Origin of the sequence: Akkermansia sp. UBA7090 (assembly GCF_002493465.1) — a bacterium.
GTDB classification, from domain to species: Bacteria; Verrucomicrobiota; Verrucomicrobiia; order Verrucomicrobiales; family Akkermansiaceae; genus Akkermansia; species Akkermansia muciniphila_A.
The window spans coordinates 34,017-53,826 of sequence record NZ_DKYW01000003.1 but is presented as its reverse complement, the minus strand read 5'-3'; the positions used below and the strand labels follow the sequence as shown (position 1 = coordinate 53,826).

The 19,810-nt window shown below is 57.3% G+C and carries 11 protein-coding genes; 2 read left to right on the top strand and 9 right to left on the bottom strand.

The window, feature by feature from the left end; translation table 11 throughout:
• Nucleotides 1-3: 3 nt before the first annotated feature.
• On the top strand, nucleotides 4-513 hold the full coding sequence (gene ispF, locus B3075_RS00675) for a 2-C-methyl-D-erythritol 2,4-cyclodiphosphate synthase (RefSeq protein ID WP_094135541.1): 510 nt from the start codon (nucleotides 4-6) through the stop codon (nucleotides 511-513).
• Between the two features lie 246 nt (nucleotides 514-759).
• On the opposite strand, the gene B3075_RS00670 is transcribed toward ispF, so the two are convergent.
• The 9 genes from B3075_RS00670 to B3075_RS00630 all read right to left on the bottom strand — a co-directional run bounded on the left by B3075_RS00670 (nucleotide 760) and on the right by B3075_RS00630 (nucleotide 14,409).
• On the bottom strand, nucleotides 760-1,491 hold the full coding sequence (locus B3075_RS00670) for a peptidoglycan recognition protein family protein (protein WP_290489601.1): 732 nt from the start codon (nucleotides 1,489-1,491) through the stop codon (nucleotides 760-762).
• Nucleotides 1,492-1,638: 147 nt separating this feature from the next.
• Nucleotides 1,639-2,559 (bottom strand): type I phosphomannose isomerase catalytic subunit, encoded by a 921-nt coding sequence (locus B3075_RS00665; protein WP_290489602.1) that lies wholly within the window; start codon nucleotides 2,557-2,559, stop codon nucleotides 1,639-1,641.
• Nucleotides 2,560-2,652: 93 nt separating this feature from the next.
• A complete protein-coding gene (locus B3075_RS00660) occupies nucleotides 2,653-3,897 on the bottom strand; it encodes a hypothetical protein (RefSeq protein WP_290489603.1) in 1,245 nt (414 codons plus the stop codon).
• A 111-nt stretch (nucleotides 3,898-4,008) separates the two neighbouring features.
• Complete coding sequence (locus B3075_RS00655) at nucleotides 4,009-5,334, bottom strand: Na+/H+ antiporter NhaC family protein (protein WP_290489604.1); 1,326 nt, start codon at nucleotides 5,332-5,334, stop codon at nucleotides 4,009-4,011.
• Between the two features lie 27 nt (nucleotides 5,335-5,361).
• On the bottom strand, nucleotides 5,362-6,450 hold the full coding sequence (locus tag B3075_RS00650) for a GDP-L-fucose synthase family protein (RefSeq protein WP_290489605.1): 1,089 nt from the start codon (nucleotides 6,448-6,450) through the stop codon (nucleotides 5,362-5,364).
• A 1-nt stretch (nucleotide 6,451) separates the two neighbouring features.
• Nucleotides 6,452-7,519 carry a GDP-mannose 4,6-dehydratase gene (gene gmd, locus B3075_RS00645; protein ID WP_094135547.1) on the bottom strand — a complete coding sequence of 356 codons (1,068 nt, stop codon included), beginning with the start codon at nucleotides 7,517-7,519 and terminating at the stop codon, nucleotides 6,452-6,454.
• A 148-nt stretch (nucleotides 7,520-7,667) separates the two neighbouring features.
• Entirely contained in the window at nucleotides 7,668-8,786 is a 1,119-nt protein-coding gene (gene carA, locus B3075_RS00640; protein ID WP_094135548.1) for a glutamine-hydrolyzing carbamoyl-phosphate synthase small subunit, read from the bottom strand.
• A gap of 32 nt (nucleotides 8,787-8,818) precedes the next feature.
• A complete protein-coding gene (carB, locus tag B3075_RS00635; RefSeq protein WP_102734158.1) occupies nucleotides 8,819-12,022 on the bottom strand; it encodes a carbamoyl-phosphate synthase large subunit in 3,204 nt (1,067 codons plus the stop codon).
• A 251-nt stretch (nucleotides 12,023-12,273) separates the two neighbouring features.
• Complete coding sequence (locus B3075_RS00630) at nucleotides 12,274-14,409, bottom strand: glutamine synthetase III (RefSeq protein ID WP_290489606.1); 2,136 nt, start codon at nucleotides 14,407-14,409, stop codon at nucleotides 12,274-12,276.
• Between the two features lie 397 nt (nucleotides 14,410-14,806).
• On the opposite strand from B3075_RS00630, the gene gltB reads away from it, so the two are divergent.
• On the top strand, nucleotides 14,807-19,246 hold the full coding sequence (gene gltB / locus B3075_RS00625; RefSeq protein WP_290489607.1) for a glutamate synthase large subunit: 4,440 nt from the start codon (nucleotides 14,807-14,809) through the stop codon (nucleotides 19,244-19,246).
• Nucleotides 19,247-19,810: the final 564 nt, after the last annotated feature.

Sequence of the window (19,810 nt, the reverse complement as noted above, 5' to 3'; positions counted from 1 at the left end):
CGCATGAAAAACATGATTGCTTTGACCGGAATCGGCTATGACATCCACCGTTTTGCGGAAGTTCCGCGCCCCTTGATGCTGGGCGGCGTGCATATTCCTTCTTCCCGAGGCCTGGACGGCCATTCCGACGCGGATGTTTTATGCCACTCCATTGCGGACGCTTTGCTGGGCGCTGCCGGGTTGCCGGACATCGGCTACTGGTTCCCGCCGGGAGATCCTGCCTGCAAGGACATTCCTTCTCTGGATATTGTGGCGAAAGCCGTCTCTCTGATCCGGGAGCGCGGCGGTCGCATCGTGAATGTGGACTCGTCCCTTATTGCAGAATCTCCCCGCATTTCTCCTTATTTGGAGCAGATGAAAGGAGCTTTGGGAACTGCTCTGGGAATCTCCACGGCCCGTGTGGGCATCAAGGCCACCACGAATGAACAGCTTGGCGCGCTGGGCCGCAGGGAAGGCATTGCCGCTTTTGCCGTGGCGTCTATTCTGATGCCGGAGGATCCCGTCATGCCATAAGGCGAATTGCCCCGGTTCTTTTTCTGGAAGTCTTTTCCAGAAAGGGAACCGAGTCGGGGTTCTGGAAAGGAATATGCTTCAGAAATAACGGGCAGGAGGGAACGGCTTTTTTGAGAGGCATTTTCCCCAAAGCGGTTTTAATGAAATGGCGGGAGATTGTTAACCGTTCTCCGGCGGCAAAGCCGTTGTAGGCCGCATGATAAATATTCCCCATCTTCCTGCGCAGGGAGGAAGTATTGTCCGGTATCAGCTGATGCAGCGGTAATAGTAATCCACGCGGGAGATGAACCAGGACCATTTGAAGCCGGGTTTGCCATTGTCCAGCAGAAGATGGGGGCAACGCTTGCCGGTCCAGTAGTAGTGGGGCACGACATTCCGCAGGGGAATATTATGGGCATACATGTTGTAGGCCGCCAGCTTGGCGGCGCGGTCAAAGGTTTTGACGATGCTTTGTCCTCGCTTCTCACACATTTCAATGCCGATGGAGTACATGTCTCCGGGGCCGCCCCGGTCCGCATGGCGCCCCGTTTCATTCAGGGGGATATGCTGCATGGTCACGTACGGATCTACTGTATAATGCCAGTTGCAGCGCAAAGCTCCGTTATTCAGGGCGCGCGCGTGCTGCATGGCGTCTGCGGACGGGTTTTCCGTGTTGTGCATGGTAATGAAGCGCGGCTTCATTCGGGAAGAACGGCGGCGGAGCGGAGAAGATTTAGGCATGAACATAGGCCGGACGTTGCATTCCGCCAGCAACTGGCGCGGAGAACGTTTCACCACGGGGACTCCGGAGGGCTTAAAGGAGATCATGGGTGCCATTCCTGCTTTTCCGGAAGGTCCCGAACAACTGGTCAGGGCAAGCAGGGCGGCGGTTTCCAGCAGAAAAGTTCTGCGGTCCATGCCCTGGACTTTCTCCAGCATGGGCTGGAGCTGACCGGAAAAGCGGGCAAGATAAGCGGCGATGGTGGAAATATTGCTCATACAAAGGCCGGAAGATGGGGAATTTTCAGCACGGATGCGGGAAAAGTTAAGGCCACGCTAAGATTCGCCTTTCTTCTTTGCAACGAAAAAGTGCGAAAGCTTCAGCATTGTGCCGAATTCTTCGCTTTTTTTGTCATATTGATCTGTTTAAACCGTTGTTAAGAGTAAAACAGTCTCTGCTTCTGCCGCAGTGACAGCATCCGCGCCTGCCGGGGATAGGATGAATTCGCCCTTCCGGGCCGTTTTCCCGTCCCAGCACACGGAACCGTGGAGAACCGTGAAAACGGCGAAGCGGGATGAGTCCGGCTGGGTGAACCGTTCTCCCTTATCCAGACGGTATTCCTTTGTGGTGAAATGCGGCATTTCCGTCAGGTAGCCGGGGCGCTGGCAGAGTTCCCGGAATTCCCCGATGGAATCCAATGCCTGTTCCAGATGCAGTTCCCGCCCTCGTCCGGAGGCATCCGTGCGGTTCCAGTCATAAAGGCGGTAGGTGGTATCGCTGTTCTGCTGGATTTCCGCAATGAGATGTCCGGCGCCGATGGCATGAACCAGTCCCGCCGGAATGTAAAGATGTTCCCCCGGTTCCAAATGGGCGGAGCTTATCAACTGCTCCATTTGTCCCGTTTCCGCCGCATGACGGATGTCCGGAAGTGAGGCGTTCTCCTTCATTCCCCCGTAAATCCGGGCATCCGGAGTTGCGTGCAGTACGTACCATATCTCATTTTTTACTTCTCCCTGCCGGGCTGCCGCCGTGCGTTCCGGGGGATGCACCTGGACGGAAAGGTTTTCGCGGGCATCCAGAATTTTGCAGAGCAGGGGAAATCGAGGGAAACGTTCGTAGCCGGGCCCGAAAATTTCCTGCCGGCGTTCTTCCCACAGCCGGTGCAGGGGCATTCCTGCCCATTCTCCGTCTTTTACGATGCTCATGGCTTCCGGGCGGTCGCTGATTTCCCACGCCTCCCCATAGGCTGTTTCCCGGTCGGGCAGTTCCCGTCCCAGCATGGTTCTCATGCTCTGGCCGCCCCAGATGCGCGGCTGGTAGATGGAATGAAAGCGAAAAGGCTGCATGGCTGTGGCGGAAGCGTAGGCTATCTTTTATGGACGGGCAAGCAAAATGCCCACAGGGTTTCCTGTGGGCATGGAAAGGGAGGAACTGACGGGTTATTTGATGGATTCCCAAACAATGCCGATTTCGTCAAATGGCACGTGTTCCTTGTTCTTGTCCGGTTTCGGGACGCCGTAGTTGGTCCGGAACAGAGGCAGGATGGGGGCTCCCGTTTTAGGATCCTTGTTCAGGGGGGGCATGCCCACTTCCTCCAGAAGCAGGGCCATGCCGAATTCTCCCCCAGGAATTTCGCTAATCAGAATTTCAATAGGGTATACCTTTCCCTGTTCCACTTTGAATGTTTTACCGGCCGCAACGCCTCCCAGCGAGCTGTTCCAGTGTCCGGAGGAAGAGTACTTATAGAAAGTGACCGGTGGGGTATTGATGCCCACACTCTTAAGCTCCTTTTTCAGGTCGTCGTTTCCGGGTTTGTTTTCCATGGCTGCTATCCATTTTGGATTAGCGGTTATTTTCCCTAGTGATGCCTGGAACCAGCCATAATCAAACACATTTTCGTTATTGAAGCGTACGGCAATGACGTCGTCACCAGCTCCGACAAAGCGGAATGTTCCGGATTTTGGAGCGCGCACTTTGCCGCGATAGATGGCAATCCATCGGCTTGGTTTGACTTTGTCCGCGCAACCGTAGGCCTTAGGCGCGTCATTGGCGGATGTTCTGGGAACGTAGAACTGCGCTGCGTAAAGCTGTTGGGGCGCCTTATAAAAACGGTTCATATCCTTTTCATCCCACCCCCGATTAATGAAGCGGGAAAGAACGGAACAAAACTGTTCCTGCGAAAGATTGGTAGGACGTCCGCCAGGAGTTTGCTTGGTGTCGTAAAAGGTCCCTACCAGCGTGCTTCCGGAAGGTTGGGACGTACCGAAGGCGGAAGTGGCGTCCCCCAGGTCGGGGCCGAAGCCGTCTCCCATGCCGAGGGCGGTTCCTTCCTCCAGCATGACGGGTTCATCAGGCGCGTCAATGTCAATCTTGGGGAGGCTCACCGGAGCGGCGGCCGCTGCCACCACAACCTTGACGGGCGTCTCCGCGTGGGAAGAAGAGGAAGTTTCCCTCTGCACTTCCGGCGGCGGAGGCGTGTCCGACGGCGGAGCATCGTCCGGCGTAATGTAGCCGACGACCTTGGGCTCTTCCGGGGGAGCGATGATGATCGTCAGAGAGTAGAGAATGGCTCCTGCCAAAACGACGGAGAGAATGGATGTCGCGAATGCGGCAATATAATTTTTCCGCCTTTCCTTGCGCAGGGTGTCCACTGCGTCTTCCGTGGGTTCTATATGAAGGCTCATATATGTATGATAGCATAAGAATCCCATCTGTTGAGTAACATGAGGATAACAAGGATAACATGTCGGTAACGAAAAAGGCTGCCTTTGCCGTCCTTTTCCCTCATGGGCTTTTCAGCGTTTCCGCCGTCTTCCCTTTCCTCCCCGGGGCAGCGCAATGGCAAGGGTGGCGCAGACGCCCAGAATCAGGGGATAATACAGGTATTCCATGATCAGCAGGGGGGAGACCTGGGAGATTCCTGCGGCCATGAGCATTTGAGCCCCGTAAGGGATGACTCCCTGAACCAGGCAGGAAAAAGTGTCCAGAATGCTCGCGCTGCGCTTGGGAGGGATATGGAATTTATCGCTGATTTCCTTGGCGATGGGGCCAGCCGTGATGATGGCGATCGTATTGTTGGCCGTGCAGAGGTTGGCCAGGGAGACCAATCCGGCAATGCTGAATTCCGCGCCGCGCCTGCTGCGGATATGGGCCGTGATTTTTTCGATAATGTACGCGATGCCCCCGTTGAAACGGATGAGGGACAGCACGCCGCCTGCCAGCAGAGTAACGATAATCAATTCTCCCATGCCGGTCATTCCGCTGCCCATGGCTTGGAACCAGGCGATGAAGGAGAAATAACCCATGCCGATGCCAATCAGTCCCGTGGCAAGGAGTCCCAGGGTCAGAACGGTCATGACGTGGATTCCTGCCAGGGCCGTCGCCAGCACGAGCAGATAGGGGAATACTTTCATCCATTCAATGGAGGTGTCCGCCGTGGAGGGGGACCGCACGTTCCATCCGAGCAGGATGTAGCAGGCCAGGGCCAGCAGGGCGGCGGGAAGCACTACCTTGAGGTTGGCCTGAAATTTGTCCCGCATGGAGCAGCCCTGCGTACGGGTGGCGGCGATCGTGGTGTCTGAAATGAAGGAAAGATTGTCTCCGAAGAATGCTCCTCCCACCACAATGGCCGTCATCATGCCGGCGCTGACCTGAGTGGCCTGCGCCAGCCCCGTGGCTACGGGAGCCAGGGCGACAATGGTGCCTACGGAAGTTCCTACAGAGAGGGAGATGAAGCAGGAGGCGATGAAAACGCTGGCAAGCAGCAGATTGTCCGGCAGGAGCCGCAGCGTGAGCTGGACGGTAGCGTCAATGGCCCCCATGTCCCTGGCCGCCTGGGCGAAGGCTCCTGCCAGCACGAAAATCCAGATCATCATCAGGATGTTCCGGTTGGCCACTCCGGAGGAAAACAGATCCACCCGTTCCGCCATGCTTTTTCCGCGGGTAATGAAAACGGCCCAGACGGCCGCCGCCGTAAAGGCCACCGTTACCGGGACGGCGTAAAAATCCTGTACGGCTATGGAGATGACCAGGTAAAGCAGGAAGAAAACCAGCAGGGGGCTTAACGCCCACAAGCTGGCTTTGGCGGGGGGTGGATTTTGCTTGTCCGGGTGGCTGGTCATGGGGTGAGGGGGGAGCCGACGGAAAGGTCAGTTGCCGGCAGCGCACATCCGGCTCAGATACCACCGGTAAATGCGTTCCACTCCTTCTTCCAGCTCCACCCGGTGTTTCCAGCCCAGGGAATGCAGCTTGGAGACGTCCGTCAGCTTGCGCATGGTGCCGTCCGGCTTGTCTGCGTTGAACACCAGATTGCCCCGGTAGCCTTCCGTAGCGGCAATCAGTCGGGCCAGTCCGCCGATGGAGATTTCCTTCCCGGTGCCGATATTGATATGGCAGTTCCGCACTTCCCTGCCTCCTTCTTGCAACTGGCTGAAATCCACTTGCTCCATCACATGGACGCAGGCGTCCGCCATGTCCTCGCTCCACAGGAATTCGCGCAGGGGAGTTCCCGTACCCCACAGTTCCACGGAACCGGGGGTGATGCCGTATTTGTCCAGCACGGCCAGGATTTCCCTTTCTTCAGCCGTTCCGTCCACCTGTTCCACAGGGCGCATATCCAGATCTTTCTGCACGGCGTTCCAGTCTCCTTCCATCAGGCACTTGGCCAGGTGTATCTTGCGCACCATGGCGGGCAGCACATGACTGTTTTCCAGGTGGAAATTGTCATTGGGGCCGTACAGGTTCGTAGGCATGACGGCGATGTAGTTGGTGCCGTATTGCAGGTTGAAGCTTTCGCACATCTTCAGCCCCGCTATTTTGGCGATGGCATAAGGTTCGTTGGTGTATTCCAGCGGGGAGGTAAGCAGGGCGTTTTCCTTCATGGGCTGGGGCGCTTCGCGCGGGTAGATGCAGGTGCTCCCTAGGAAGATGAGCTTGGATACGCCATGCCGGAAACTTTCCCCGATAACGTTCTGCTGAATCTGGAGGTTGCGGAAGATGAAGTCCGCCCGGTAGCGGGAATTGGCGATGATGCCGCCCACAAACGCCGCCGCCAGAAAGACGTATTCCGGCTTTTCCCGGTCAAAGAATTCCCGGACGGCCGCAGGATCTTCCAGGTCCAGTTCTTGGTGCGTCCGTCCAATCAGGTTGGAATAGCCTTTGTTTTCCAGAGATTTCCAGATGGCGGAACCAACGAGGCCGCGGTGTCCGGCCACAAAGATTCTGCTGTTTTTGTTCATCTCAGAAACGGACGGGAGTTTTGACGTATTCCATGTCGTGGCGCACCATGATGCGCACGAGTTCCTCAAACGGCGTGGAGGTGGGGTTCCAGCCAAGAAGGGTTTTGGCCTTGGTGGGGTCTCCCAGCAGTTGTTCAACTTCGGCAGGGCGGAAATATTTGGGATCCACTTCCACCAGGATATTGCCCGTCTTCCTGTCGCGGCCGCGTTCTTCCACGCCTTCCCCTTCCCATTCCAGCTCTATTCCGGCTTCACGGAAGGCCAGCGTGCAAAATTCCCGTACCGTGTGCATTTCCCCGGTGGCGATGACGAAGTCTTCCGGCTTGTCGTGCTGGAGAATCAGCCACATGCATTCCACGTAATCCTTCGCATACCCCCAGTCGCGCAGGGCGTTCAGGTTGCCCAGGTAAAGCTTATCCTGCATGCCCTGGGCAATGCGGGCCGCCGCCAGCGTGATCTTGCGGGTAACGAAGTTTTCCCCGCGGCGTTCGCTTTCGTGGTTGAACAGGATGCCGTTGACAGCGAACATGCCGTAGGATTCCCGGTAATTCTTGGTGATCCAGAATCCGTATTGCTTGGCTACGCCGTAAGGGGAGCGGGGATAAAACGGCGTGGTTTCCTTTTGGGGAACTTCCTGCACCAGCCCGAAGAGCTCGGACGTGGAGGCCTGGTAAATGCGGCATTTCTTTTCCATGCCCAGAATGCGGACGGCTTCCAGCATGCGGAGGGTTCCCACGGCGTCCGTTTCTGCCGTGTATTCCGGTACGTCAAAGCTGACTTTCACATGGCTCTGGGCTGCCAGATTGTAGATTTCATCCGGCTGCACGGTCTGGATGATGCGGATGAGGGAACTGGAATCCGTCATGTCTCCGTAATGAAGGTTGACCAGCCGGTTCTTTTTCATGTCCCGCACCCATTCGTCCAGGTAAAGGTGTTCGATGCGTCCCGTGTTGAAGGAGGAGGACCGGCGCAGGATGCCGTGTACTTCATACCCTTTATCAATCAGGAATTCTGCGAGAAAGGAGCCGTCCTGACCCGTAATGCCGGAGATTAATGCGATTTTGCTCATGTGGTGTGTAGGTGGTTTGCTGGCGGGAGTGATTGATGAAAGGAACCCTCTCCCAGAGCATGAAATTCATGCGCTTCGGTGCATAAATAAAGCATTTTTCCCTGTGAGGCGAGAAAAATGCTCTGGTCTTGAAGGTGGTCCGTATGGCTCAGCGTACCTCCTGCCGCCTGGTGGAGGCGATCATCTGCTTGAAGTCCCGGAACAGGTACTGGGGATCCCTGGGGCCGGGAGCCGCTTCCGGGTGGTATTGCACGCTGAATACGGGAAGCGTCCTGTGGGCGATGCCCTCCACGGTATTGTCATTCAGATTGATCAGCGTTATTTCCACGTCGTCCGGAACGGTGGCCGGATCCACGGCAAAACCGTGGTTCTGGGATGTGATGCTGATTTTACCCGTTTTCAGGTCTTTGACCGGATGGTTCGCGCCCCGGTGCCCGAATTTCAGCTTGAAGGTTTTCGCTCCCAGCGCGTGGGAAATAATCTGATGGCCCAGGCAGATGCCGAACATGGGCACTTTCCCAATCAAGGCAGCCACTTCCCGGTGAATGTCCGTCAGCGTGGCGGGATCTCCCGGACCATTGGAAAGAAAAACTCCGTCCGGGTTCATGGCCAGCACTTCCTCCGCCTTCGTATGGGCGGGAACTACGGTTACGCGGAAGCCGTTTTCCCTCAACTGGCGCAGGATGTTGTATTTAATGCCGAAGTCAAAGGCTACGATATCGTATTCCGCAGGGGGCAGAGCTTTTTCCGTAACCAGCGCATCCACTTCCTCCGGCGCCATGGGGCGGGAACCGATTTTGTCCACGATGTTGCAGCCTTCCATGGAGGGGGCGTTTCTGGCTGCTTCCACGGCTTCCTCAGGAGTCAGCTCCGTGGTGAGGCAGGCGCGCATGGCACCGGCGGAGCGCAGATGCTTGGCGATTTTGCGTGTATCCACCCCTTCAATGCCGATGACGCCCTGTTTTTCCAGCCACGGGCCCAGGGATTCCGTGGCCCGCCAGTTGGAGTGAACCTTCGCCAGCTCCGCCACCACAAAACCGCTGACCTGCGCTTTGTCTGATTCCCCGTCTTCCGGATTGACACCGTAATTGCCGATCAGGGGATAGGTCATGGTGACGATCTGGCCGCTGTAGGACGGATCCGTCAATACTTCCTGATAGCCGGTCATGGACGTGTTGAAGCAGGCTTCCCCCACTTCCGTGCCCGTGGCCCCGAAGTGCGAACCGATGAAGACGCTTCCGTCTTCCAGTGCGAGAATGGCTCTCATGGTGATGTAAGTATGCTGTAGGTGGTGCGGGATTAAAGGTTTTGGGCGTGGTATTCCTGAATGGTGCACACCTGAAGATTTTTGTTCTTCAGCGCCTCAATGGCGTTCACGCAGGCCTGCGCGGAAGCCAGGTTGGTGCAATAGGAGGTTTTGGCGGCAATGGCGGAGGAACGGATGATGATGTCGTCCGCTCGCGCGTCGTGGGAGCCGGGCGTGTTGATGATGAAATCAATGTCCCCGTTTTTAATATGGTCCACGATGTTGGGGCGGCGCGCCTCGTTGACTTTGTAGGCGCGTTCGCATTCAATGTCGTGCTGGAGCAGGTGAATCATCGTGCCGCGCGTGGCGCACAGCGTGAATCCCATGTCCGCCAGCTGCCGGGCCATGTGAAGCACCCGGTCCTTGTCCCGGTCATTCACGGAAATGAAGACTTTGCCTTCCGTCGGCAGGGGATTGAATGCGCTGACCTGGGATTTTGCGAAGGCGATGTCCGGGTCGGGATCAATGCCCATTACCTCTCCGGTGGATTTCATCTCCGGCCCCAGCACCACGTCGATGCCCGGGAAGCGGCCCCATGGGAAAACGGCTTCCTTCACGCAATAGTATTCCGGAGTGATTTCCCGGGTAAAGCCCAGTTCCGCCAGCGTTTTGCCGGCCATGACCTGTGCGGCCAGCTTGGCGAGGGGCCTTCCGATGGATTTGGAGACGAACGGCACGGTGCGGGAAGCGCGCGGATTCACCTCAATGACGTAAAGCTGTTCATCTTTTACGGCAAACTGGATGTTCATCAGCCCGCAGACGTTCAGTTTGCGCGCCAGCTCCTTGGAAGCCCGCGTGATTTCCTTGTGCATTTTCATGGAAATGCCCATGGCGGGAATCATGCTGGCGGAGTCCCCGGAATGGATGCCCGCCGGTTCCACATGCTGCATGATGGCTCCGATGACGGCGCGCTCCCTGTCCGCGATGACATCCACGTCAATCTCCACGGCATTTTCCAGGAAACGGTCAATCAACACGGGGCGTTCTTCGGAAGCTTCCACGGCTTCATTCATGTACCGGCGCAGTTCTTTTTCCTCATATACAATGATCATGCCGCGTCCGCCCAGCACGAAGGAGGGGCGCAGCAGCACCGGGTAACCGATGCGCGCGGCAATGGCGGCGGCGTCCTCCACATTGGTGGCCGTTCCTGCATCCGCCTGTTTCAGCCCCAGTTCCTTCAACAGGGCGGAGAAATGTTCGCGGTCTTCCGCCAAGTCAATGGCCTTAGGGCTGGTGCCGATGATGGGCACGCCGTGGGCTTCCAGAGCGTTGGCCAGGTTCAGCGGAGTCTGGCCTCCGAACTGGACGATGACTCCGTCCGGCTTCTCCTGCTCGCAGATATGAAGCACGTCTTCCAGCGTCAGGGGTTCAAAGAAAAGCTTGTCGGAGGAATCGTAGTCCGTGGAGACGGTTTCCGGGTTGGAGTTTACGATGATGGTTTCATAACCCATTTCCCGCAGAGCCATGGAGGCGTGTACGCAGCAGTAGTCGAATTCAATCCCCTGGCCAATGCGGTTCGGGCCGCCGCCCAGGATGAGGATTTTTTTTCTGCCTGTTTCGCGGGCTTCATTTTCATCTCCATAGGTGGAATAAAAGTAGGGGGTGTAGGCTTCGAACTCCGCGGCGCAGGTATCCACCAGCCGGTATCCGGGCACAATGCCCTGTTCCAGACGTTCCTTCCGGATGTTTTCTTCCGTGGTTCCCCGGGCCAGAGCGATTTGCCGGTCGGAAAAGCCCAGCTTCTTGGCTTCCCGCAGATCCAGCTTGTCCAGGCTGTCGCCCGCTCTGGCCAGGTCCTGCATTTGCGCCAGGAACCAGGGATCAATCTGGGTAAGCTGCTGCACTTCATCCAGGGAAAATCCGTTGCTGAACGCCGTTTGAATCCAGAAAATGCGTTCCGCCGTGGGAACAGCCAGTTTCCGCGTGATTTCTTCTGCGGAGGGCGCCTGCGGAGCCTTCGCGTCAAATCCCCAGCCCCAGCGTCCCGTTTCCAGGGAACGCAGGGCCTTTTGCAGGGATTCCTTGAAAGTGCGTCCGATGGCCATGGCCTCCCCTACGGACTTCATGGACGTGGTCAGGTGTTCGTCCGCCTGCTTGAACTTTTCAAACGTGAAGCGGGGGACCTTGGTAACCACATAGTCGATGGTGGGCTCAAAGCAGGCGGGCGTTTCCCGCGTGATGTCATTCCGCAGTTCGTCCAGCGTGTAGCCCACGGCCAGTTTGGCGGCCAGTTTGGCAATGGGGAACCCCGTGGCCTTGGAAGCCAGCGCGGAGGAACGGGAAACGCGGGGGTTCATTTCAATGACAATCATGCGGCCGTTGGCCGGATTAATGGCGAACTGGATGTTGGAACCGCCCGTCTCCACGCCGATCTCCCGGATGACGGCGAAGGAAGCGTCCCGCATGGCCTGGTATTCACGGTCCGTGAGGGTCTGGATGGGGGCTACGGTGATGGAATCCCCGGTATGCACGCCCATGGGGTCGATGTTTTCAATGGAGCAAATGACCACGCAATTGTCCGCTCGGTCCCTCATTACCTCCATTTCAAATTCTTTCCAGCCGATCAGGGACTCTTCAATCAGGATTTCGGAAACGGGGGAAAGATCCAGCCCCCGGGCGCATATCTCCTCAAATTCCGTTTTATTGTACGCCACGCCGCCTCCCATGCCGCCCAGCGTGAAGGCGGGGCGGACAATCAGGGGAAAGGAACCGATGTCCCCGGCTACCCGGCGTGCTTCCTCCATGGTGTGCGCAATGCCGGAACGCGGCACGTCCAGGCCAATGCGGAGCATGGCTTCCTTGAACAGGTTGCGGTCCTCCCCGCGGTCAATGGCGTCCGCGTTGGCTCCGATCATACGCACCTTTTCCCTCTCCAGCACGCCGCTGCGGTGCAGTTCCATGGCGCAGTTCAGGGCCGTCTGCCCGCCCAGGGTCGGGAGAAGGGCATCCGGTTTTTCCCGGATGATGATTTTCTCCACGAACTCCGGGGTGATCGGTTCAATATAAGTGCGCGGGGAGGTCTCCGGATCCGTCATAATGGTGGCGGGATTGGAGTTCACCAGCACTACTTCATAACCTTCTTCCCGGAGGGCTTTGCAGGCCTGGGTGCCGGAGTAGTCGAATTCGCAACCCTGGCCGATGACGATCGGGCCGGACCCGATCACGAGAATCTTTTTAATGGAGGTGTCTTTAGGCATAATGGCGATGGAAGAATCCTGTGATCCTGGACCGCGGATTTCCGCCGGGGGAATTAAGTGCCCGCCGGGCTCCGGAGGAAAGTTTTTTTACGGTCAATGACGCGGATTTTCAGGGTGTGGGGATCAGTTGAACATGGTGGGGAAAGGAGGCCGGAACAGGGCGCGCCAAGGCTCCGGAGCCGTGCCGTCCCCTGCGGGCAGAGGCTTGACCCGCGAGGGGGGCATAACTCCGGAGCCCGTCGGTGCACCCTCTAATAGATGAACAGCATTTCCCGGTACTTGGGGAGAGGCCAGGACCGGTCGTTCACCAGGGTTTCTGCGGCATCGACGCTGGTTCTCAATTGGGACATCGCAACGAGGATGTCCTCATGGCAGCTCGTAAGCGCCGTTTCCAGGGTATCCAGGTCGGATACGATGGAATCCAGGGCGTCGCCCAGCTTGTCCGCCAGCTTCTGCAGGGCGGCGGTGCCGCTGGTCCGCTTGGCGTCCAGCGCCCTGGAGAGCGCGGAAACGGTTTGCTCGTATTCATTGCGCAGAGCGGGGAGAATGATGGTGGCGGCCATTTCCCAGGACAGGCGGCCTTCAATGCGGATGCGCCTGTGGTATTCTTCCAGGAAAATCTCAAACCTGGATTCCAGCTCCCGCTTGGAAAAGACGCCGTACTTTTCAAACAGGGCCACATTCTTTTCATTCACCAGGGTGTGCAGGGCCGTCATCGTGTTTTTCAGGTTGGGGAGGCCGCGGCGTTCCGCTTCTTTCACCCATTCTTCCGAATAATTGTCCCCGTTGAAGATGATTCTCTTGTGTTCGGAAATCCTGCGCTTGAGCGTTTCCTGGAGCTGCGGCAGGAATGTTTCCGGAGCGAAGGAGGAAAGTTCTTCCGCCAGGGAATCGAGGGATTCCGCCACAATGGTGTTCAGGGTCATCATGGGACCCGCGCAGGATTGAGATGAGCCCGGTGCGCGGAATTCAAACTTGTTGCCGGTGAAGGCGAACGGGCTGGTGCGGTTGCGGTCCGTCGCGTCCCGGGGAAGGACGGGCAGCGTGTCCACGCCGATCTTGAGCGTATCGTTGCGCTTGCCGCAGCCGGAAGAGCCGTTGATCATATTCTCGATTACTTCATTGAGCTGGGCGCCCAGGAAAATGGAGATAATGGCCGGGGGGGCTTCGTTCGCGCCAAGGCGGTGGTCGTTCCCGGCGCTGGCCACGGAATTGCGCAGCAAGTCGCTGTGTTTGTCAACGGCCTCGATGATGGCGGTCAGGACGGTCAGGAAAATGGCGTTCTGTTGCGGATCCGAGCCGGGGTCAAGCAGGTTCTTGTTCCCGTAGGAAATGGACCAGTTGTTATGCTTGCCGGAACCGTTGACGCCAGCAAAGGGCTTTTCATGAAGCAGGCATACCAGGCCGTGCTTGCTGGCCTGCTGGCGCAGAACCTCCATCACCAGCATGTTATGGTCTATCGCCAGGTTCACGTCCTCAAACAGAGGGGCCAGTTCAAATTGCGCGGGCGCCACTTCGTTGTGGCGGGTCTTGGCCGGGATCCCCAGTCTCCAGAGTTCCTGTTCCACGTCGCTCATGAAATTAAGGACGCGGGGTTTGATGGAGCCGAAATAATGGTCTTCCAGCTGCTGGTGCTTGGCGGGAGGTGCGCCGAAAAGGGTGCGCCCTGTCTGGACCAGGTCCGGGCGGTTCAGGTAGAAGTTCTTGTCAATGAGGAAGTACTCCTGTTCCGGCCCCAGCGTGATGGTCACGTGTTCGTCCGGAAGGCCGAAGCACTTCATCAGCTTCTTGACGGCGTTGCCCAATGCCTGGCGGGAGCGCAGCAGCGGAGTCTTCTTATCCAGCGCGTCTCCCGTATAGGAACAGTAGGCGGTAGGGATGCAGAGCGTGGCTCCGTTCCCGTGCCTCTTGATGAAGGCGGGGCTGGTGGGATCCCAGGCGGTGTATCCGCGGGCCTCAAAGGTGCAGCGCAGACCGCCGGAAGGGAAACTGGACGCGTCCGGTTCGCTCACAATCAGGTTTTTGCCGGAGAAACTCATGATGGGTTCCATTCCCTTGGGGTCCAGGAAGGAATCGTGCTTCTCCGCCGTGGAGCCCGTCATGGGCTGGAACCAGTGCGTATAGTGAGTGGCTCCCCGTTCCAGAGCCCACTGCTTCATGGCGTGGGCCACATCCGCGGCAATGTCCGCGTTCAGAGGAAGTCCGTCCTGGATAGTGGCCAGGAGGGTTTTTGCCGTATCTTTGGGCAGGTACTTCTTCATCACTTCCGTGCTGAAGACATCCGCTCCGTAATAATCAATGCTGACCGGGGCGCTTTCGCTAGCTCCGCCCACGGGCAGGGAAGCGATGGCGCTGATGGCTTGTGTTCGTGTCGAGTCACTCATCATGGTTAACTGTTGTACCTTTTCTTCAGCAAGAAGCGTGCCAACTTTTCAGGTAAATGTTCTCATGAATATGTTGCTAATTTTAATTTATTGATTATTAGTTAAATATGAATATTGTGGCGAAGAGGCTGCAAAAAAGAGAAACAAAACTGCGCATAAGAATGAATTACAAAAATGTAAAATTGCAACAAAAGGGTGATTACAAAAATGTAAAAAATTCTTCTCGGGGGGAACGATATTTTTATTCCGCTTCAAAATGTCCTGTTATGCCGGCAGCCGCGTCAGTCTTTGTAAAACGGGGGTAAAACAGTTTGAAAGCGGAAAAATAGGAAGTCTGGGCAATGTTGGCACGGTTTTTGCTGCAAATAAGTCAGCTTAACCCAAACAAAACAGCAAACTGATGAATAGCGATCAATTTGAGACAGGCATTCCCGCGCCGCAGGGATTGTATGATTTTGAACAGGAAAGGGACGCCTGCGGCGTGGGCCTGGTGGCTGACCTGAAAAATGAACCGAGCCACAAAATCATTGAAATGGGAATTACTGTTCTCAAGAGGCTCATGCACCGCGGAGCCGTGGGAAGCGATCCGGATACCGGGGACGGCGCGGGCATTCTGCTGGCCCTTCCGGATGAATTTTTCCGCCTGGCGCTTCCCAACAAGCTTCCCGCCAGAGGCAAATACGGGGTGGCCATGATGTTCGGCGGATGCGGCCATGAAGAGGAATTGGAAGCCGCCGTTACGGAAAACGGCGGCAGCGTGATTGCGTGGAGGCAGGTTCCCGTTGACCGGGACAGCATCGGTAAAAACGCCCAGCGCACATGTCCCCTGATTCGTCAGTTGTTCATTGACGGCAGCGGTTTTGCGGATCAGGCGGAATTTGAACGCAAGCTGTTTGTGATGCGCCGGGAAATGGAACGGCGCGTGGAAGGCTGTTATGTGTGCAGCTGCTCCAGCCGCAGCATTGTGTACAAGGGGCTGTTCCTCGGCACGCAGATTGAAGGATTTTACGGAGACCTGGCCAGCGAGCATTTCAAATCCCCTCTGGCCCTTGTCCACCAGCGCTACAGCACGAATACGTTCCCAACCTGGAGCCTGGCCCATCCCTTCAGGTATCTGGCGCATAACGGGGAAATCAACACCCTGCGCGGGAACCTGAACCACCTGAGCGTGCGTGAGCCGCATTTGTCCTCCACCCTGCTGGGGGATGACCTGCAAAAGCTGTTGCCCCTTATTCCCCCCGGCCAGAGCGATTCCGCCTGTCTGGACAACATGGTTGAGCTGCTGGCCGCCGCCGGGCGGGACCTGCGCCATGTCATGCTCATGCTCATGCCGCAGGCCTGGGGCGTCAATTACCATTTAGGGCCGGATGTGCGCGGCTTCTTTGAATACCACTCCGCCATGATGGAACCCTGGGACGGCCCGACCGCCGTCGTTTTTTCCGATGGTATCAATGCAGGAGCCATGCTGGACCGCAACGGCCTGCGCCCTGCGCGCTATACGCTGACCACGGATGACATTTTCATTCTGGCTTCGGAAACGGGCGTGGCGGACATTCCCGCGGAAAAAGTAGCCCGCAAAGGCCGCCTCCGTCCCGGGGAAATGATTTATTGCGACCTGGTGCACCACCGGCTGGTATCCGATGCTGAAACCAAGAATGAAATGGCCAGGCGCATGCCCTACCGCCGCTGGGTGGAGAAAAACAAGATTTCCGTCCGTTCCCTGTTTGATTCCATTTCCGCCTCTGCGGAAATGCCGGACCTAGTGGGCCGCCAGCGCCAGTTCGGATTCACCCAGGAGGATGTGGAGCTGATCATCCGTCCCATGATGCTGAAAGGCGCGGAGCCTCTCGGCTCCATGGGAAACGACGCGCCTCTGGCCGTTCTCTCCGGAAAGGCTCCCCTCCTGTTCAATTATTTCAAGCAGCTGTTCGCCCAGGTGACCAACCCTCCCATCGACCCCATCCGGGAGGAGCTGGTCATGAGCCTGACCACATACATAGGCAACCATCCCAACATTCTGGAAGAAACGCCGGAGCATGCCCGTCTTATCAAGATGGCGCGTCCCGTCATTACGGATGAAGAGCTCAACCGCCTCTGCAATATTCGGGAGGCCGGCTTCCCCTCTGCCAGGCTTCCCCTCCAGTTCCCGGAAGGCGGGGACGGGAAAGCCCTGCGGGAGACGCTGGAAAGCCTGGCGGAATCCGCCGTGGGCCTGGTCAGGTCTGGCGTGCGCATTCTGGTGCTGACGGACCGCAACATAGGGAACGGCTACCTTCCCGTTCCCAGCCTTCTGGCCTGTTCCGTGGTGAATCGCGCGCTGGCTTCCGCCGGGCTGCGTTCCGACATGGGGCTGATTCTGGAAACCGGGGAGGCGAGGGAAACAATGCATTTTGCGCTTCTGCTGGGCTTCGGAGCCACGGCGGTCAATCCGTACCTGGCTCTGGCGACGGTTACTTCCCTGGCCGCGCCGCAGGACTGCCCGCTGGATGTGGTGAAAGCCTCCGGAAACTACATCAATGCCATAGACAAGGGATTGCTCAAAATCATGTCCAAGATGGGCATTTCCACGTTGCGCAGCTACCGCTCCTCCCAGCTGTTCGAGGCTGTGGGGCTGAACCGGGAACTGATTGACGAATTCTTTCCCGGCACCGTCAGCCGCGTAGGCGGCATAGGGCTGGATGAAATAGCCGCGGAATGCAACCAGCGCGCCGCTCAACACGCGGAACACGGGGACAAGCTGGATGCGGGAGGGCAGTACAAGTATAAAAAAGGCGGGGAGAACCATCTCTGGAATCCGCAGACGCTTCAGGCTTTCCGCGCTGCCGTGCGTGACAATGACGAACGGAAATACCGGGAATTCGCGGATTACAGCAATCGGCAGGCGCAGCATCTCTGCACCCTGCGCGGCCTGTTTGAATTTGCTCCGGCGGACGCTATCCCCCTGGAAGAAGTGGAAAGCGTGAATTCCATCTTGCGCCGTTTCGTTTCCGGGGCCATGTCTTTGGGTTCCCTCAGTCCGGAAGCCCATGAAACCATCGCCATTGCGATGAACAAAATAGGAGCCAAAAGCAATTCCGGGGAAGGGGGGGAAGATGAAGCCCGCTATGAACCCAACGCCCGGGGCGAAGTTCGCTACAGCGCCATCAAGCAGGTGGCGAGCGGGCGTTTTGGCGTGACTATTAATTATCTGCGCCACGCTTCCGAGCTCCAGATTAAGATGGCCCAGGGGGCCAAGCCCGGGGAAGGGGGGCAGCTCCCGGCGCACAAGGTGGATCCGTACATCGCCCGGCTGCGCCATTCCATGCCGAACGTCAGCCTCATTTCTCCTCCTCCGCACCATGACATTTACTCCATTGAAGACCTGGCCCAGTTAATTTACGACCTGCGCAACTCCAATCCGGATGCCCGTGTCTCCGTCAAGCTTGTTTCCGAGGTGGGCATCGGCGCGGTTGCCGCGGGCGTGGTGAAGGCTCATGCGGATGTGGTTGTGGTCAGCGGCCACGACGGCGGAACGGGCGCTTCTCCTCTCACCAGCGTGAAGCACGCCGGGCTGCCGTGGGAGCTGGGGCTGGCGGAAACGCAGCAGACGCTTGTGCTTAACAAGCTCCGTTCCCGCGTCCGTCTCCAGGTGGACGGCCAGCTGCGCACCGGGAGGGACGTCGTGATGGCCGCCCTGCTGGGGGCGGAGGAATTCGGTTTTGGAACCGCCATTTTGATCTCCATCGGCTGCGCCATGCTCCGCAGGTGCCATGAAAATACGTGTCCGGTAGGCGTCGCTACGCAGGATCCGGCCCTGAGGGCCAAATTCAGCGGCAAGCCGGAATACGTCATCAACTACCTCCGCTTTGTGGCCCGGGAAACGCGGGAAATCCTGGCTTCCCTGGGGCTTCGTTCCCTGGATGAAGCCGTAGGCAGGACGGATCTGCTTTCCGTCAACCGCGCCATAGATTTTTACAAGGCCCGGCATTTGGATTTCTCCTCCATCCTGCATGCGGCAGAGGGGGACGGACGCAGATTTGACCCCTCTTTTGAAAAGGAACCGCTGGACAACTACGACCGCCGCCATTTGCTGCCGGCATTGAAGCCCCTGCTGGAAAAGGGGGAAAAGATGGAACTCTGCCGCGACGTCCGTAATGTGGACCGGACGGTGGGGACGGAGCTTTCCGGCGAACTGGTGATGAAATTCGGGCCGCGCGGCCTGGCGGAAGATACGCTGACGGTGCACTTCACTGGATGCGCGGGGCAAAGCTTCGGGGCTTTTCTGGCTCCCGGCATTACCTTTGAACTTGTCGGGGAAGCGAATGACTTTGTCGGGAAGGGCCTGTCCGGCGGCAAAATCATCGTGCGCCCCCCGGACCATATTTCCTACGTACCGTCGGACAACGTCATCGCCGGAAACGTCATCGGCTATGGGGCCACTTCCGGCAGCATCTTCCTTCACGGGCAGGCCGGGGAACGTTTCGCCATCCGCAACAGCGGCGCCAAAATGGTGGTGGAAGGCATCGGCGACCACGGCTGTGAATACATGACCGGGGGCCGTGTGGCGGTGCTCGGCAAGGTGGGCGTCAATTTCGCCGCGGGGATGACCGGCGGCCTGGCCTACGTGTATGATGCGGACAACAACTTCGATCAGAAATGCAACCTGGGCAGCGTGGACCTGGAAACAGTCATGCCGCATTCCGCTGATGAAGCGGAACTGCTTCAGCTCATTTACGAGCATTACATGGCTACCAGGAGCCAAAGGGCTTACGACCTGTTAAATAACTGGCCGGAAGAACGCGGCAAATTCATCAAGGTATTCCCGGTGGAATACCGGCATGCCCTGGCTATGCATTCCTGAAAGAAGCATGCAGCAGTTTTCTGTTGTTTGGGGTAAGGCTGGGGCCTCCGCGGGTGCGGAGGCCCCCATTTTTTCAGAGGCGTGCACGCTGTTTCATGGCCGGGCCATTTGGAGACAAATGTTCCAGGAATACCCGGTTCTGTACGGATTACGAATTCGAAATCAACCGGAAAGTTTGAATAGAAATGTGTTAGTGGAGTTTTGGTTTTGAAAATTCGAGAGAATGGCAATTAATAAAAAAATAAATTGGAAGGTAACTGACTGATGGTTTTGTTATTCAGGCGATCAGAGAATGGCCGCGAATTCGTAATCCGCTAGGTTTGCTTCAACGGGTGTTTGGCTTTTTCTGCCAAGCCGCTCCAATTAACTACGCAAATGAATATATGACGAGGAAACCGGCCCTCTCCATCAGGAAAGGGCCGGTTTTTTGCGGAATTTCTGTAAGGGAGTTCCCTTTCCTTTTTTGAGGCTTGCGCCGGCAAAATATCTTTTTCTGCTCCTTTCCATGAAAAAAGTGCGGCCGCGGGGCGGTCGCACTTGAAGAGGCGGAAGGAAAAACAGGGA

Coding starts and splice junctions, on each gene's coding strand:
- gltB (WP_290489607.1), top strand. CDS start 14,807: ATGAATAGCGATCAATTTGAGACAGGCATTCCCGCGCCGCAGGGATTG.
- B3075_RS00650 (WP_290489605.1), bottom strand. CDS start 6,450: ATGAACAAAAACAGCAGAATCTTTGTGGCCGGACACCGCGGCCTCGTT.
- ispF (WP_094135541.1), top strand. CDS start 4: ATGAAAAACATGATTGCTTTGACCGGAATCGGCTATGACATCCACCGT.
- carA (WP_094135548.1), bottom strand. CDS start 8,786: ATGAGAGCCATTCTCGCACTGGAAGACGGAAGCGTCTTCATCGGTTCG.
- B3075_RS00630 (WP_290489606.1), bottom strand. CDS start 14,409: ATGATGAGTGACTCGACACGAACACAAGCCATCAGCGCCATCGCTTCC.
- B3075_RS00655 (WP_290489604.1), bottom strand. CDS start 5,334: ATGACCAGCCACCCGGACAAGCAAAATCCACCCCCCGCCAAAGCCAGC.
- B3075_RS00670 (WP_290489601.1), bottom strand. CDS start 1,491: ATGAGCAATATTTCCACCATCGCCGCTTATCTTGCCCGCTTTTCCGGT.
- gmd (WP_094135547.1), bottom strand. CDS start 7,519: ATGAGCAAAATCGCATTAATCTCCGGCATTACGGGTCAGGACGGCTCC.
- carB (WP_102734158.1), bottom strand. CDS start 12,022: ATGCCTAAAGACACCTCCATTAAAAAGATTCTCGTGATCGGGTCCGGC.
- B3075_RS00665 (WP_290489602.1), bottom strand. CDS start 2,559: ATGCAGCCTTTTCGCTTTCATTCCATCTACCAGCCGCGCATCTGGGGC.
- B3075_RS00660 (WP_290489603.1), bottom strand. CDS start 3,897: ATGAGCCTTCATATAGAACCCACGGAAGACGCAGTGGACACCCTGCGC.